12 protein-coding genes are annotated in these 12,761 nt (G+C 71.6%); 7 read left to right on the top strand and 5 right to left on the bottom strand.

The features are described from left to right. Nucleotides 1–1,319: 1,319 nt before the first annotated feature. Complete coding sequence (locus ACIBJC_RS09255) at nt 1,320–1,796, bottom strand: ATP-binding protein (protein ID WP_399289917.1); 477 nt, start codon at nt 1,794–1,796, stop codon at nt 1,320–1,322. Between the two features lie 138 nt (nt 1,797–1,934). On the opposite strand from ACIBJC_RS09255, the gene ACIBJC_RS09250 reads away from it, so the two are divergent. After that, entirely contained in the window at nt 1,935–2,759 is an 825-nt protein-coding gene (locus tag ACIBJC_RS09250) for a Scr1 family TA system antitoxin-like transcriptional regulator (RefSeq protein WP_399289915.1), read from the top strand. Next, nucleotides 2,756–2,962: a DUF397 domain-containing protein gene (locus ACIBJC_RS09245; protein ID WP_399289913.1), complete on the top strand. Its 207-nt coding sequence runs from the start codon at nt 2,756–2,758 to the stop codon at nt 2,960–2,962. Before ACIBJC_RS09250 ends, ACIBJC_RS09245 begins: the two co-directional genes overlap by 4 nt. Nucleotides 2,963–3,012: 50 nt before the next feature. Here ACIBJC_RS09245 and ACIBJC_RS09240 read toward each other — a convergent pair whose 3' ends face one another. Continuing rightward, nucleotides 3,013–4,464 carry an alpha/beta hydrolase gene (locus tag ACIBJC_RS09240; RefSeq protein WP_399289911.1) on the bottom strand — a complete coding sequence of 484 codons (1,452 nt, stop codon included), beginning with the start codon at nt 4,462–4,464 and terminating at the stop codon, nt 3,013–3,015. A gap of 544 nt (nt 4,465–5,008) precedes the next feature. On the opposite strand from ACIBJC_RS09240, the gene ACIBJC_RS09235 reads away from it, so the two are divergent. From ACIBJC_RS09235 to ACIBJC_RS09215, 5 genes are all read left to right on the top strand, one after another. After that, a complete protein-coding gene (locus ACIBJC_RS09235; protein WP_399289909.1) occupies nt 5,009–6,208 on the top strand; it encodes a sensor histidine kinase in 1,200 nt (399 codons plus the stop codon). Then, entirely contained in the window at nt 6,209–6,886 is a 678-nt protein-coding gene (locus ACIBJC_RS09230) for a response regulator (protein ID WP_399289907.1), read from the top strand. A gap of 195 nt (nt 6,887–7,081) precedes the next feature. Continuing rightward, nucleotides 7,082–7,909, top strand: coding sequence for a rhamnogalacturonan acetylesterase (locus ACIBJC_RS09225; protein ID WP_399289905.1), 828 nt, complete (start codon nt 7,082–7,084; stop codon nt 7,907–7,909). Nucleotides 7,910–7,928: 19 nt separating this feature from the next. Beyond that, entirely contained in the window at nt 7,929–8,699 is a 771-nt protein-coding gene (locus ACIBJC_RS09220; RefSeq protein WP_399289903.1) for an alpha/beta fold hydrolase, read from the top strand. 81 nt (nt 8,700–8,780) lie between these two features. Beyond that, the gene (locus ACIBJC_RS09215; protein WP_399289901.1) at nt 8,781–9,962 is read left to right on the top strand and encodes a serine hydrolase domain-containing protein; all 1,182 of its coding nucleotides are present in this window, start codon (nt 8,781–8,783) and stop codon (nt 9,960–9,962) included. 79 nt (nt 9,963–10,041) lie between these two features. Here ACIBJC_RS09215 and ACIBJC_RS09210 read toward each other — a convergent pair whose 3' ends face one another. The 3 genes from ACIBJC_RS09210 to ACIBJC_RS09200 all read right to left on the bottom strand — a co-directional run bounded on the left by ACIBJC_RS09210 (nt 10,042) and on the right by ACIBJC_RS09200 (nt 12,676). Further along, entirely contained in the window at nt 10,042–10,335 is a 294-nt protein-coding gene (locus tag ACIBJC_RS09210) for an SCO4225 family membrane protein (RefSeq protein WP_399289899.1), read from the bottom strand. 162 nt (nt 10,336–10,497) lie between these two features. Continuing rightward, the gene (locus ACIBJC_RS09205; RefSeq protein ID WP_399289897.1) at nt 10,498–11,667 is read right to left on the bottom strand and encodes a hypothetical protein; all 1,170 of its coding nucleotides are present in this window, start codon (nt 11,665–11,667) and stop codon (nt 10,498–10,500) included. 52 nt (nt 11,668–11,719) lie between these two features. Beyond that, a complete protein-coding gene (locus ACIBJC_RS09200) occupies nt 11,720–12,676 on the bottom strand; it encodes an STM4015 family protein (protein WP_399289895.1) in 957 nt (318 codons plus the stop codon). Nucleotides 12,677–12,761 lie beyond the last annotated feature (85 nt).

The following is a 12,761-nucleotide window of genomic DNA, read 5'->3' as shown; positions in this document are numbered from 1 at the left end:
CCCCACCCCGACGCACGACGGACCGCGTCCCGCCGGGATCCCCGGGAAACATCGACACCCGGGGCCCGCGCCACACCTGGCCTGACGAGCCGGACGGCACACAGCCGAGGAGCGTCCGCCCCGTCAGGCCGCTCCGGCTCGACCTCCGCAACGACCCACCCGGCACGATGGCCACGGGACGACCGTGAGCCCGAACCCCGACCCGAGGGCGGCGGCGCGGGAAGAGCAGCGCGGGTGGGGGTGCGGGTGCGGGTTCGGGCCGGCCTGTCGGGGTGGGCCGGTGGTGCGTGGTGGCGGGCGGTCCGCCCCCTCCCTGGTCCGATGATCGCGGCTCCGGGGTGCGCGTCAAGGGCGCTCCTACGTCGCGTCGGCTTCGCCGATGTCGCTGCGCTCCACCCTTGACCCACACCCCTCCACCGCTGGAAAAGGCGTGGGGAGGGGGCGGGGGGGGAGGGGTCCCCTGGGGAGCATTGCTTGTCGCTGGGGTCGGTCCCAGGCTTGCGGGCCGGCTCGCCCTGCGGGGCGCGCAGTCGTGGAGTGGGGCGGTGACGCGTTTCGTCAAGCGTCCGCCGACCGGTCGTGCGCTGGGCTTCATGCCCCGCCGGTCACTCGCCGTGGGTGGGGGCGGTGGTGAATGGGGCGTGGAGTGGGGCGACTTGACGCAGCCGGGTGCCTTGATGGAGTCGGGGTGGTGGGGGGCCGGGGCAGGATGCGGTGCCGGGGCAGGGTGCGGTGCTGGGAGGCCGATAGGGCGCTTCCCCACCCAAAAAGCATGCGCTATGCCCCAGTTTGCCCCGGCTGATTGAGGGGTTGGCTCCATCGTTCCGTGACTGCGCGCAGCCAGCGCACCTATGCGGGACTCCCGGCACACAGATCCCTGTTGCGCACCACTCCCGCCCCGCACGTCACATGGGCCCCGACTCCACCCGACCCCTCCCACCCACGGCGAGTGACCAGCGGGGCATGAAGCCCAGCACACGACCGGTCGACGGACGCTTGACGAAACGCGCCACCGCCCCACTCCACTACCGCGCGCCCCGCAGGGCGAACCCACCCGCAAGCCTGGAACGGACCCCAGGGACATCGGTGTTTCCCAGGGGACCCCTCCCCCCCGCCCCCTCCCCACGCCTTTTCCAGCGGCGCAGGGGTGTGGGTCAAGGGTGGAGCGCAGCGACATCGGCGAAGCCGACGCGACAAAGGAGCGCCCTTGACGCACACCCCTGCGCCGCGATCATCGAACCAGGGAGGGGGCGGGCTACGGCGCCCAACTCACCACTGGACAGCACACCCGGCGTGACGGTCACGGGGTCACCGCGCGCTCAGTCCGAGGGCAGCAGCTCACCCCAGCCCTCGGCCCGCTTGCGGAGCGCGGGGGGCATCGCGCCATCCGCCGCTTCGCGAACGGCCTCCCGTCGTACGGCGAACTCGCACCACACGACCTTCCCGGGCCGCCGATCACTCACCCCCCACCGATCCGCGACCGCCGCCACGAGCAGCAGCCCGCGCCCACCCTCCCCGTCCTCGACATCCTCCGCATCCGCGATCTCCGGCGCTCCGGGCCCGCTGTCGTGCACCTCGACACGGAGTACGTCGCCGTCGTACCGCAGGAAGAGCCGGAACCCCCGGCCGGGCGGAACGCCGTGCAGCAGGGCGTTGGTTGAAAGTTCGCTCACGCAGAGCAATACGTCCTCGAACGGGAATCCCTCGGTCAGGGCCCAATCCGTCAGGGCCCAGCGGGTGAACCCCCTGGCGGCGGGGATGGACCGTCGGTCACGGCGGAAGAACCGCTCTCTCATCACGCAATGGCGAGTTGTTTCATTCACGAACCGACCGTCGCAGAGTGTGACTACGCTGGAACAGTGCGTGGCCCGGTACCAATTGCGCGTACCGGTCGCCGAGGATCAAGTACCGGTCTTAGTGGAGAGCTGAATGACATGAATCCCAGGAGCCGCTCGAAGAAGAACGCGTCCGCGATGAAGATGCTCGGCGCCCAGTTGGCGGTGTTCCGCAAGGCTGCGGGATACACGCAGAGGGCACTCGCCGCACTCGCCAACCTCGATGAGGAGACCATTCGTTCGATCGAGGCCGGGAGGCGAGCGCTCAAGCCGGACATCGCAGAGAAACTTGATGAACTACTCGACACCAAAGGTGCGTTGTCGGCCGGGCTTGCCAACTTGCCGGAGAACGATCAGTTCCCCCTGTGGGCCGAGCAGTACGTGGACCATGAGCAAGAGGCGATCGCCATCTCGTCGTACGAGAACCAGGTGGTGCCCGGCCTGCTCCAGACCAGGACCTGCGCACAGGCGGTCTTCCGTAGCCGCGTACCCGCGTTCGGCGAGGAGGAGATCGCAACCAAGACCAAAGCCCGCATGGAGCGCCAGGATGTCCTGCATTGCAAGGACGGGCCCACGGTCAGCTTCGTCATCTGGGAGCCGGTTCTCTCCTTTCCCCTCGGAGGCCCAGAGGTCCACCGCGCCCAATTGGAACACCTGCGCGCTTGCGCCGAACTGCCTGAAGTGTCCATCCAGATCCTTCCGCTGAACCGGAGCGGACACGCTGGAATCAGTGGCCCGTTCTTCGTGCTGGAAACCCCCGATCACCACCAGCTCGCCTACGCTGAATCCCACCGTGGAAGTCACTGGGTCGCCGACCCCGACGAGGTGTCGGTCATGGCTCGCAAATATGCGATGCTGCGATCACAGGCCCTTACCCCCGAGGAGTCCAAGGGCCTGTTGGACCGTCTCCTGGGAGAGCAATGAACACCACACTTGAGTGGTTCAAGTCGAGCTACAGCACCGACGAAGGCGGCGCCTGCCTCGAAGTCGCCTACCAACGGCCCAAGCACTCCCCCCGTGGAGAAGAGTCCGCCGTCCACATCCGCGACTCCAAGAACCCCACCGGCCCGATCCTCACCCTCGCCCCCGCCGCCTGGGCCGCCTTCACCCCGTACGCGGCCGACTGACCGCACCGACGCCGCCGCCACTCCGTGAACACGGATCCGCTCCCCTCCCGCTACTCGCTCGGCTCCGCCGCGCAGGCGAGGTCCTTCGACGGGCGCTGCCCGGCGGTCAGGAACGCCGTCGCCGCGTCGTTCGCGCACGTGTTGGCGCCGAACGGATAGACCCCGTGTCCTCCTTGGTCGGCCGTCACCATCGTGGCCCGCTTGCCGAACGCCCGCCGCAGCTCCAGGGCTCCGGCCAGCGGCGTCCCCGGGTCGCGTTCGTTCTGCACCATGAGCACGTTCGACGGGCCCCGGTCACCGATGCGTACGGGCGCCTCGACCCGCTCGGTCGGCCAGAACGCGCACGGATTCACGCTGGCCGTGGACCCGCCCAGCATGGGGTAGCGCACCCGGTCGATCGCGACGTTCTTCCGATACTCCCGGACCGTCCCCGGCCAACGGGAATCACCGCAGACCACGTAGTGGCGGGAGGCCAGGCTGTTCTCCAGGTTCTCCGGCAACGGCAGTGGGGGCGGCAGCGGCCGGTCGTTGTCGAGCGCCTGCCAGGTGGCGGCCAGCAGGGGCATGGTCGCGTCGCTGTAGAGGAACTGGAACGCGGTCCAACGGAACGCCGTTCCGTCGGTGCCCTGGACCGGCCTCTCGTCCAACCGCTCCACGAGATCGAAGAACTCCGTGGTCACCTGCTCCGGTGTGGTGCCCAGACCGTACTCGGGACGGGCGGCCGCGAACGCCGCGAAGTCCGGGAACCGGTCCTCCAGCCCACGGGCGAACATCCGCATGGCCGTGACGTCGTAACCGCCGGGACCCAGGTTGCTGTCGAGCACGATCCGGTCGCCGCGCCCGGGGAACATCGTCGTGTACACCGCGCCGAGGTAGGTGCCGTAGGAGTGACCGAGGTACGAGAGCTTCGGCTCGCCCAGTGCCGCCCGGATCCGGTCCATGTCGCGCGCGGTGTTCGGGGTGGTGGTGTACGGCAGCATCCCCGCCGTCCGCGACGTGGAGCACTGTTCGGCGACGGTCCGGGCGGGCCCCACCTCCCGTGCCACATCGGCTTCGGTGTGCGCGTACCGGGCGTAGCCCCGTGCCTGCTGCTCCGGCGTCATATCGCAGGTCACCGGCGCGCTGCGGCCGACGCCACGCGGGTCGAAGCCGATCACGTCGTAGGCGTCCAGCACCTCCTGCGGCAGCCCCGAGCCGGCGAGAATGGCCGGGTAGTCGAGCCCCGCGCCGCCGGGGCCGCCGGGATTGGTCAGCAGTACGCCTCGGCGCTGGGCCGGTTTCTCGCTCGCCAGCCGGGAGATCGCGATCTCTATCCGCCGGCCATCGGGAACCCGGTAGTCCAGCGGGACTTCGAGCGTCGAGCACTCAAGGCGGGGCGCGGCGACACCCTCCGGGCACGGGCCCCACCGTACGGTGTCCGGCGTCGCCGCCACGGACACTCCCGGGATCGCGGTCGCCGCCACCGTGAGGGCGGCGAGGGCGAGGGACAGGGTTCTGTTCATCTGGTCTCCTCCTGAAGGGCGCACGGGGGCGCCGGTACGGGCGGGCGCGGGACGGCCCGGTGACCGGCCGTTCCTGCGGGCCGGTGCATCGGTCCGGGCGGAGTTACGGAGGCCGAGGGCGGGGCGGACCGAGCGCGTGCGCGGCGAAGTCCTCCCCGCGCGGCGCGCCGACGCACCTGCAGTGGACGCGGGCCCGTAGTCCGGGATGCCGTCAGGCGGTTTCCCGGCCGTGGCTTCCCCCGGGGTCACCGGCCCTGGGCACCCGCCGGGCCCGCCCGGGACCGGACCGCCCGGGACCCGTTTCCCGGCGGGTGCGTGCCCCGAGCCGGCCACCGGACGCCATGACGACGAACGCGACGGCTCTTCGTCTTGTGTTCGGTTGCCTCGGCACGTGAACGAGTCTGTCCGCGCGGCGCGGCCGGCACATCAGCCCAGCGGCTCGGACCGGCATCGACCACGGTCGAGGCGATGACGCGACTTTGGTCAGGGCACCACAGCCCTTGGTCCGGCGCACCGGCCACCCCCGTTTCGCGATACTGGCCCCGTGAACAGGGACGGTGCGCCACGGCTCGGGTGGTGGGAGCAGGGCTGGCGGCTGGCGGCGGCCACGGCGGTGGGCGTGGCCGTCTGGCTCCCCACCGGTGTGCTGCTGTACCGGCAGACGGGCGAGTCGAACTCCTGGCTCCTCACCGGTGATCCGCTGGTGGCGCTCGGCTGCCTGACGGCGCTTCTGTGGAGGCGGCGGTTCCCGCTCGCCGTCGCCATGACGGTCGCGGTCGCCTCGTCCATGTCGGCACTGGCCACCGGCGCCCTGCTCGTGGCGCTGTGCTCGCTCTCCACCCGTCGCCGCCCGTTGGAGATCGGCGTCGTCGGACTGGCCTACGTGACCGCGCCGCAGTTCGCCGCCGCGCTCTACCCGGTCGAGACCCCGCCCGGCTCGTGGTGGGCCCTGCTCATGTTCTCGGCGCTGACCGCGGGCATCGCAGCGGCCGTGGGCATGGCCGTCGGCGCGCGCCGGGCCGAAGTGCGGTCGCTGCGGGACCGGGCGGAGAGCGCGGAACGGGAACAGACGGCACGCGCGGCGCAGGCGCGGGCCCGGGAACGGAACCGGATCGCCCGCGAGATGCACGACGTGCTCGCGCACCGGATCTCTCTGGTCGCCATGCAGGCCGGAGTGCTGGACCACCGCGGCGACGACCTCACGGCCGAGGAGAACCGCGTGCTGGTCCGCGGTATCGCCGACGGTTCCCAGCACGCCCTGGAAGAGCTGCGGGACGTTCTCGGTGTGCTCCGGGCCGCCCCGGACCGCCCGGAACCACCGCAGCCCTCCCTCGACCGGATCCCCGAACTCGCGGCCGAGGCCCGCGCGTCCGGCCTGGACGTCACGCTCACCACCGTCGTACCGGGAGAGCCGTCCGACGTCGTGGGACGGACCTGCTACCGGATCGTCCAGGAAGGGCTGACCAACGCCGCCAAACACGCCCCGGGCGCCCCCGTGCACATCACTGTCGAAGGAACGGCGGGCGACAGGGTGGAGGTCCGTGTCCGCAATTCCCCGGCCACCACGGCCTCGGCCACCGCGGGGCACGCGCGGCCGCCGACGTCGGGATTCGGCCTGCTCGGTCTCGCCGAACGGGTCGGCCTCGCGGGCGGGCAGCTCGCCCATCACCCCACGTCCGACCACGGATACGTGCTCAGCGCACAACTGCCCTGGCCGGGCCCCACCCACGAGAGGGGAGCCTGAGTGGACGGCGAGCGGAAACCGGTGCGGGTCGTCATCGCCGACGACGACCAACTCGTCCGCCTGGCGCTGCGGCTCATCGTCGACGGCGAACCGGACCTGACCGTCGTCGCGGAGGCGGCGGACGGGGACGCCGCGATCGCCGTGGCGGACGAACAGCGGCCGGACGTCGTGCTGATGGACGTACGGATGCCCGGCCGTGACGGTCTCAGCGCGACCCGGGAGATCCTCACCCGGCCGGCACCGCCCCGGGTGCTCATGCTGACCACCTTCGACTCCGACGATCTGGTGCTCGGCGCGCTGGAGGCCGGCGCCCTCGGGTTCGTCCTCAAGGACACCCCGCCGCGGCGGATCCTCGACGCGGTGCGAAGCGTCGCGGACGGCAACCCCGTGCTGTCCCCGACGGCCACGGCCCGGGTGATCGCCGCGGCCACCGGTCCGCGGTCGCCCCACGCCCGCGGCTCGTCCCGCGAGGCCGCCCGGAAGAAGCTGTCCGAACTGACCGAACGGGAGTACGAAACCGCGCGGTCCATCGCGGACGGACTGGGCAACCCCGAGATCGCCCGGAAGCTGCGGATCAGCGTCGCCACCGTCAAGTCGCACACCGGCAACCTGTTCACCAAGCTGGCCGTCGAGAACCGGGTGCAGATCGCACTCCTGGTCCGCGACGCGGAGGAATGACCCCGCGCCCCTTCACGGCCTGCCGCCCCTTCACCACCCGCCGACCTTTCCCCGGACGCCGGCCTTGCACGGCCCGCCGACCTTTCCGCGGACGCCAACTCCTCACCGCCCGCCAACCTTTCCGCGCCCGGCGGCGACATCCGACTGACGACGGCACCACCCCAGGCAGCACCCCCACCCCGTCAGGAGTCCCGGATGTCCCCCACCACGCCCCGCTCCCACCCCTTTGTCACCGACCGCAGGCGCTTTCTCCTCGGTACCACCGCCGCGCTCGGGGCCGGAGCCGCCACCGCGCTCGGGCTGCCCGGCACCGCGTCGGCGAGAAGTGCGGCCACCGGCACGCTCTACATCGCCAGTGACTCCACCGCGCAGACGTACAACTCCGGCTACTACCCGCAGGCCGGCTGGGGGCAGACGCTGCCCGCGTTCTTCTCGTCCAACATCACTGTCGCCAACCGGGCCATCGGCGGGCGGAGTTCGCGGTCGTTCATCGAGCAGGGGCGGCTCGCCGCGATCCATCAGGTGATCAAGGCGGGCGACTACCTCTTCGTACAGTTCGGCCACAACGACGCGACCGTCGGCAACGCCGAGCGCTACACGTCGCCCGCCGACTACAAGGAATATCTGCGCAACGACTACATCCGGGCCACCCGTGCCCGAGGGGCGACCCCGGTCGTGGTGACTCCGGTGTCGCGGCGCTCGTACAACGCGTCCACCGGGCAGTTCAACGTGTCGTTCCCCCAGTACGTGAACGCCGCCAAGGCCGTGGCCGCCGAGGAGGGGGCGCCGCTGGTCGATCTGTCGGAGCTGAGCCGTGTCCACCTGAACGGCGTCGGCATCGAGGCGTCCAAGAAGGTCTTCCTGTGGCTCAGCCCGGGGCAGTACCCGAACTTCCCGAACGGCGTCTCCGACGACACCCACTTCCAGCAGAACGGCGCCACCCAGATGTCCCGCCTCGTCGCCCAGGCCGTGGCGCGGCTCGGGCTGCCGATCTCCGGGGAAGTGAAGCCCTCCGCGCTCTGAACCGTGCTTCGATGGCGCGATGGATCACACACCTGTTCAATTGCCCGTCCTGCACTGGGGTCGGCAGGACGCGCCCCGGCGCGCCCTGTTGCTCCACGGTCTGACGTCGGCGGCAGCCTGCTGGTGGTACGTGGCGGACGAGCTGGCCCGTGCGGGCTGGTCGGTCACCGCCCCTGACCTCCGGGGGCATGGGCTCGCGCCACGGACCCGGCGCTACGACATCGGCGGGTTCGTGGCCGACGTACTGTCGCTCCGGCCGCCCGCCGGCCCGGCGGGACCCGCCGCGTGGGATCTCGTCATCGGGCACTCGCTGGGCGGAATGGTCGCCACCGCCACCGTGAGCGCCGCGCCCGACTGGGCGGACCGGCTGCTGCTGCTCGACCCCGTGATCGCCGTACCCGAGGAGGCGGTCGAGGGCTTTGTCGGGGCGCTCTCCGAGGAGGTGCGGAACACCGACCCTGAGGCGATGCTCAGGGAGAACCCGGACTGGCACCCCGAGGACGCGTTCCTGAAGGCGCAGGCCGCGCGCCGGACGTCGACGTACGTGGTCGAGTCGGTGCTGCGGGGCAACGCTCCCTGGTCGTACGAGCAGGCGCTGGCCGAGTATCCGCACCCTGTCACCGTGCTCGCCGCCGATCCGGACCGGGGGGCGGTCTTCAGCGCCGGGCAGGGGCGCCGTATCGAGGAAGCAGGCACCGGTTTCCGCTGGTCGGTGGTGAAGGGGGCGGGGCACGCCGTGTACCGGGACAACCCGGACGCGGTGATCGCGGCGGCCCTGGAATCCCCCTGATCTCCCGTTCGCGCCGGATCCGATGATTTCGGGCCGTGTCGGAGGTCTGCCTTCCCACCACACCCTGGAGAAGGTGGACGCATGAACGACACGAGTAAGAGTCTGAGCGATGTCCTGGACGCCCATGTCAACAGCGGATCCGTCCCCGGGGTCGTGGGCCTCGTGGCGCACGGTGACGGGCGGGAGCCGGAGGTGGCGGCGGTCGGTTCCGTCGATACGGCCGGGGGCGCCCCGATGGCCCGCGACTCGATCTTCCGTATCGCCTCGGTCACCAAGCCCATCACCGCCGCCGCGCTCCTGATGCTGATCGAGGACGGGCTGATCGGGCTGCACGACCCGGTCGCGGCGTGGCTGCCGGAGCTGGCCGCGCCGCGTGTCGTCCGTACGCCCGGGAGTCCGGTGGACGACGTGGTTCCGGCCACGGCGCCGATCACCGTCTTCGACCTGCTCACCTTCCGCGCCGGGTGGGGCTTCCCCTCCGACTTCTCGCTCCCCGCGGTCAAGCTGCTCTTCGAGGAGCTGACCCAGGGGACGCCGGAGCCGCTGCACACGATGGCGCCCGACACATGGATGGAGCGGCTGTCCCGGATCCCGCTGCTGCACCAGCCGGGCCAGGTGTGGCTCTACAACACCTGCTCCGATATCCAGGGGGTGCTGATCGCCCGGGTCGCGGGCCGTCCGCTGCCGGAGTTCCTGGCGGAGCGGGTGTTCGAACCGCTCGCCATGAAGGACACCGGTTTCGCCGTGCCGGCCGCGAAACTCGACCGCTTCACCAGCTACTACAAGCGGGACGGGGACAGCGGCCCCGGCAGGGGCCTCGACCTGGTCGACGCCCCGGACGGGCAGTGGAGCCGTCCGCCGCAGTTCCCGTCCGGCGCGGGCGGGCTGGTGTCGACCGCCGACGACCTGCACGCCTTCGCGCGGATGCTGCTCGCCGAGGGCCGCGCGGGCGACCGTACGCTGCTGACACCCGCGTCGGTCGCGCAGATGACCACCGACCACCTCACCCCGGCGCAGCGCGAGGCGAGCGGGCTGTTCACGGAGGGGCAGGGGTGGGGTTTCGGCGGCTCGGTGGACGTCGTGGAGTCCTCGCCCTGGAACGTACGGGGCCGCTACGGCTGGGTCGGCGGCACGGGAACGGCCACCCACCTCACCCCGTCCACCGGCGCGGTGACGATCCTGCTCAGCCAGGTGGCCATGACCGGCCCGACCCCGCCCGACCTGATGCGGGACTTCTGGCGGTACGGGGCGGGCGCGGCCTGAGGGCCCACCGCCCCCGGCCCGTCAATCCTCACGGAGCCCCGGAGCCCCGGAACCCGGCGGTGGTGCTGCCTCCCCGGTCTCAGCCCACCCGCTTCCCCCGCAGCACCCGCCACAGCGCCCACGCCTGGGCGAGGCCCCCCACCGTCAGGAGCGGGAGGTGGACCGCGTCCGGGAGCGGCACCACGGACAACGGGACGGAGATGGGCAGCGTCGCCCCGATGAGCCAGACACCCGCGAACCCGGGGTCGTCGAACAGGACGAGCGCCCCGATCCAGAGGGCGAGCCCCACGACGATCGCGGCGTAGCCGCCGCCGATCCACCGGGCGATGCGTCCGCGCTCGTAGTGGGCCGGTCCCTGGAATGCCATGGTCATGGCGCCTCTCCTCATCTCGGCGGAGATCGCTCCGGATCTCCCGTATCCCAAGGATCACGCCGCCGGGGGCGGCCCGGCATCGGTACGCCTACTCAGTTCGTCCTGGGCACGGACTGCCGAAGGCCCGCCGAAGGCCACCGCCGCCCCGGCCCCGGAGCCCCGTCAGGCCGCGGCCGAGCCCCGTATCTCCGGGTACTCCACCTCGTCGGGCAGCCGGTAGCCGAACTCCTTCAGCCGCGCCGCGACGTCCGCCGGGGTACGGCCCGTCAGGCTCGCGCAGCGCAGGACGTTTTCGAGGAGGACGTCGTCCAGGAGCGAGCGGTCCGGGTCGAGCGTCGCCAGCAGTCTGACGTCCGCCTCGTCCGCGATCTCCGGCAGCCTCACGTGTTCGGGCATCCAGTGGCCCATCCCGGCCAGCCGTGCGGCGATGTCCGCGGGGCTCCGCCCGGTGGCCAGGGCCGCGCGCAGGACGTGCCGGGGCTGTACCCCGACCGTGTAGTTCGTGGCCAGCCAGGGGCTCATGCCGTCGAGTCGTTCGCTGAGGATGACCCAGTCGTCCCCCTTCGGGGTGTCCGGTACGCCGCTCGGGACGCGGTGTCCCAGCTCCGCCAGGCGGGCGACGATGTCCGACGGTGTGCGGTCCAGCTCCTTGCCGACGTCGAGGATGTGCCCGACGGCCGCGCGCCCGTCCCCGATGATCCGCTCGTCCTCCGGATCCGGGGTGTACGGCAGCCGGAAGCCCAGCTCGACCAGGCGCTTGGCGGCGGTGTGCGGGCTGCACCTCAGTTCGCGGGCGGCGGCGATCACATGCCCGGGCGGCACCTCGTCGCCCCGCTCCAGCCATTCCCCCTCGCCGCCGGAGCCCCGGCGGATCAGCAGGATGTCCCGGGGGTCGGGGGTCTCGGGCAGCGGGCGCCGGCCGGTGCCCGCGACCTGGTAGCCGAAGGAGACCAGCGTGCGCTCCACATCGGCGGGGCTACGGCCCACCCGCCCTGCCGCGTCGACGATGTGCCGCAGCGTCACGGGCGTGCCGAAGCGGATCCAGACGAGATGATGGTCGGTCTTGCCGCCCGCGTTGGCCAGCAGGGCGTCGTCGCGGCCGACCGTCCGGGGCAGCGGCCCCTCGGGGCGCTCGATGTCGGTGAAGCCCAGCGCGGTCAACCGCTCCACCACGGCGTCCGCGCTCCACCCCACCCCGGCCGCCGCGTACAGGACGTGTGCGTACGGCACCTTGCTGTCGACTGTCAGCCAGGGGGACGCGCCGACCCCGCGGAGACTGGTGATCCGGTTGTCGTCCGGATCCTCGAACTCGGGCTCATACCTGTACCTCATCGTGACGCCTTTCGAAGGGGGTTGGGGGCGGGAACGGTGGCGCGTGCGGTGCTCATTCGGCCACCGCGATGTAGCGACCGGTCTCTTCCCCGAACTCGCGAAGGCCGTCGTCCTCGTCCTGCCGCCCGCGAAGGTGCACCCGGACCCCCGCCGGCTCCAGCGTCGTCCAGAGCCGCAGCATCATGTCCCGGCTGAGGAAGTGGTGCGAGAGATCGAGCAGTTCGAGGTGGGTCAGCGGCTGTCCGTGCAGCAGCGCCTCCGCGCCCTCGTCGGAGAGCATGCCCATCGACAGACTCAGCGAGGCCAACTGCTCCACGACGGGCGCCGAGGCGAACGCGGCGGCGATCTCGTCCTGGAGGGGGCTGTTCTGCACGCCCAGGTGGCGCAGCTTCGGCTTGCCCACCCCCGCGAACAGCGGGGCCAGGTCCTCGACGACCGTGCCGCCTCCGTACCATTCGTCGCCGAGCCACAGCTCCAGGCGCTCCAGCTCGGGCAGTTCGGCGGCGGCGATGTGCGCCGCCGCCTGCCGGGGCAGACCGCCCGACTCGACGCGCAGCACACGCAGCCCCGGGTGGCCCGACTCGGGGAATTCCAGGCCCTCCCCGCCGCGTATCGCCAGCTCCCGCAGCCCGGGGAACGCCTCCAGGAAGGGCGTGAGGTCGCTCTGGCCTATGGAGGAGATCATCGCCTCGCCGTCCTCCACGTCACCGAGGAAGACCGCCTCCAGCGAGGTGAACCGGGAGCTCAGCTCGGTCAGGTGGTGCTCCGCTCCGCCCCCCTCGGAGTCGTACCACGGGAAGCCGAAGATGATCGCCCGCACCTTCTCCAGCTCGACATTCCCGACGAAGCGCTCCCAGCAGACGTCGTAGTCCTCGTCGGTCACGTAGGGCCCGCACTGGAAGCGCCAGGCGACGCCGGCCGGGTCCGGCAGCTCCGCCGGATGGGCGAAGGGGGGAACGGTGAACGCGGGTAGTCCGTGGAATTCCCGGACGTGCTGGACGTGCGACAAGGCGAGGCTCCCGGAGCTCAGTTCGGCAACTCGGATGCCTGACGTTCTATCAGCAGCCACCGACAACCGGCCCCGCCCCGGCGGA

This window comes from Streptomyces sp. NPDC050509 (assembly GCF_044457965.1).
Taxonomy (GTDB): Bacteria; Actinomycetota; Actinomycetes; order Streptomycetales; family Streptomycetaceae; genus Streptomyces.
This window is presented reverse-complemented; position numbering and strand designations above follow the sequence as displayed.

What these genes read in the sequence shown, in the direction of transcription:
- ACIBJC_RS09220 (WP_399289903.1), top strand. Translation starts at nt 7,929, where the DNA reads ATGGATCACACACCTGTTCAATTGCCCGTCCTGCACTGGGGTCGGCAG.
- ACIBJC_RS09205 (WP_399289897.1), bottom strand. Translation starts at nt 11,667, where the DNA reads ATGAGGTACAGGTATGAGCCCGAGTTCGAGGATCCGGACGACAACCGG.
- ACIBJC_RS09240 (WP_399289911.1), bottom strand. Translation starts at nt 4,464, where the DNA reads ATGAACAGAACCCTGTCCCTCGCCCTCGCCGCCCTCACGGTGGCGGCG.
- ACIBJC_RS09245 (WP_399289913.1), top strand. Translation starts at nt 2,756, where the DNA reads ATGAACACCACACTTGAGTGGTTCAAGTCGAGCTACAGCACCGACGAA.
- ACIBJC_RS09210 (WP_399289899.1), bottom strand. Translation starts at nt 10,335, where the DNA reads ATGACCATGGCATTCCAGGGACCGGCCCACTACGAGCGCGGACGCATC.
- ACIBJC_RS09255 (WP_399289917.1), bottom strand. Translation starts at nt 1,796, where the DNA reads ATGAGAGAGCGGTTCTTCCGCCGTGACCGACGGTCCATCCCCGCCGCC.
- ACIBJC_RS09250 (WP_399289915.1), top strand. Translation starts at nt 1,935, where the DNA reads ATGAATCCCAGGAGCCGCTCGAAGAAGAACGCGTCCGCGATGAAGATG.
- ACIBJC_RS09225 (WP_399289905.1), top strand. Translation starts at nt 7,082, where the DNA reads ATGTCCCCCACCACGCCCCGCTCCCACCCCTTTGTCACCGACCGCAGG.
- ACIBJC_RS09215 (WP_399289901.1), top strand. Translation starts at nt 8,781, where the DNA reads ATGAACGACACGAGTAAGAGTCTGAGCGATGTCCTGGACGCCCATGTC.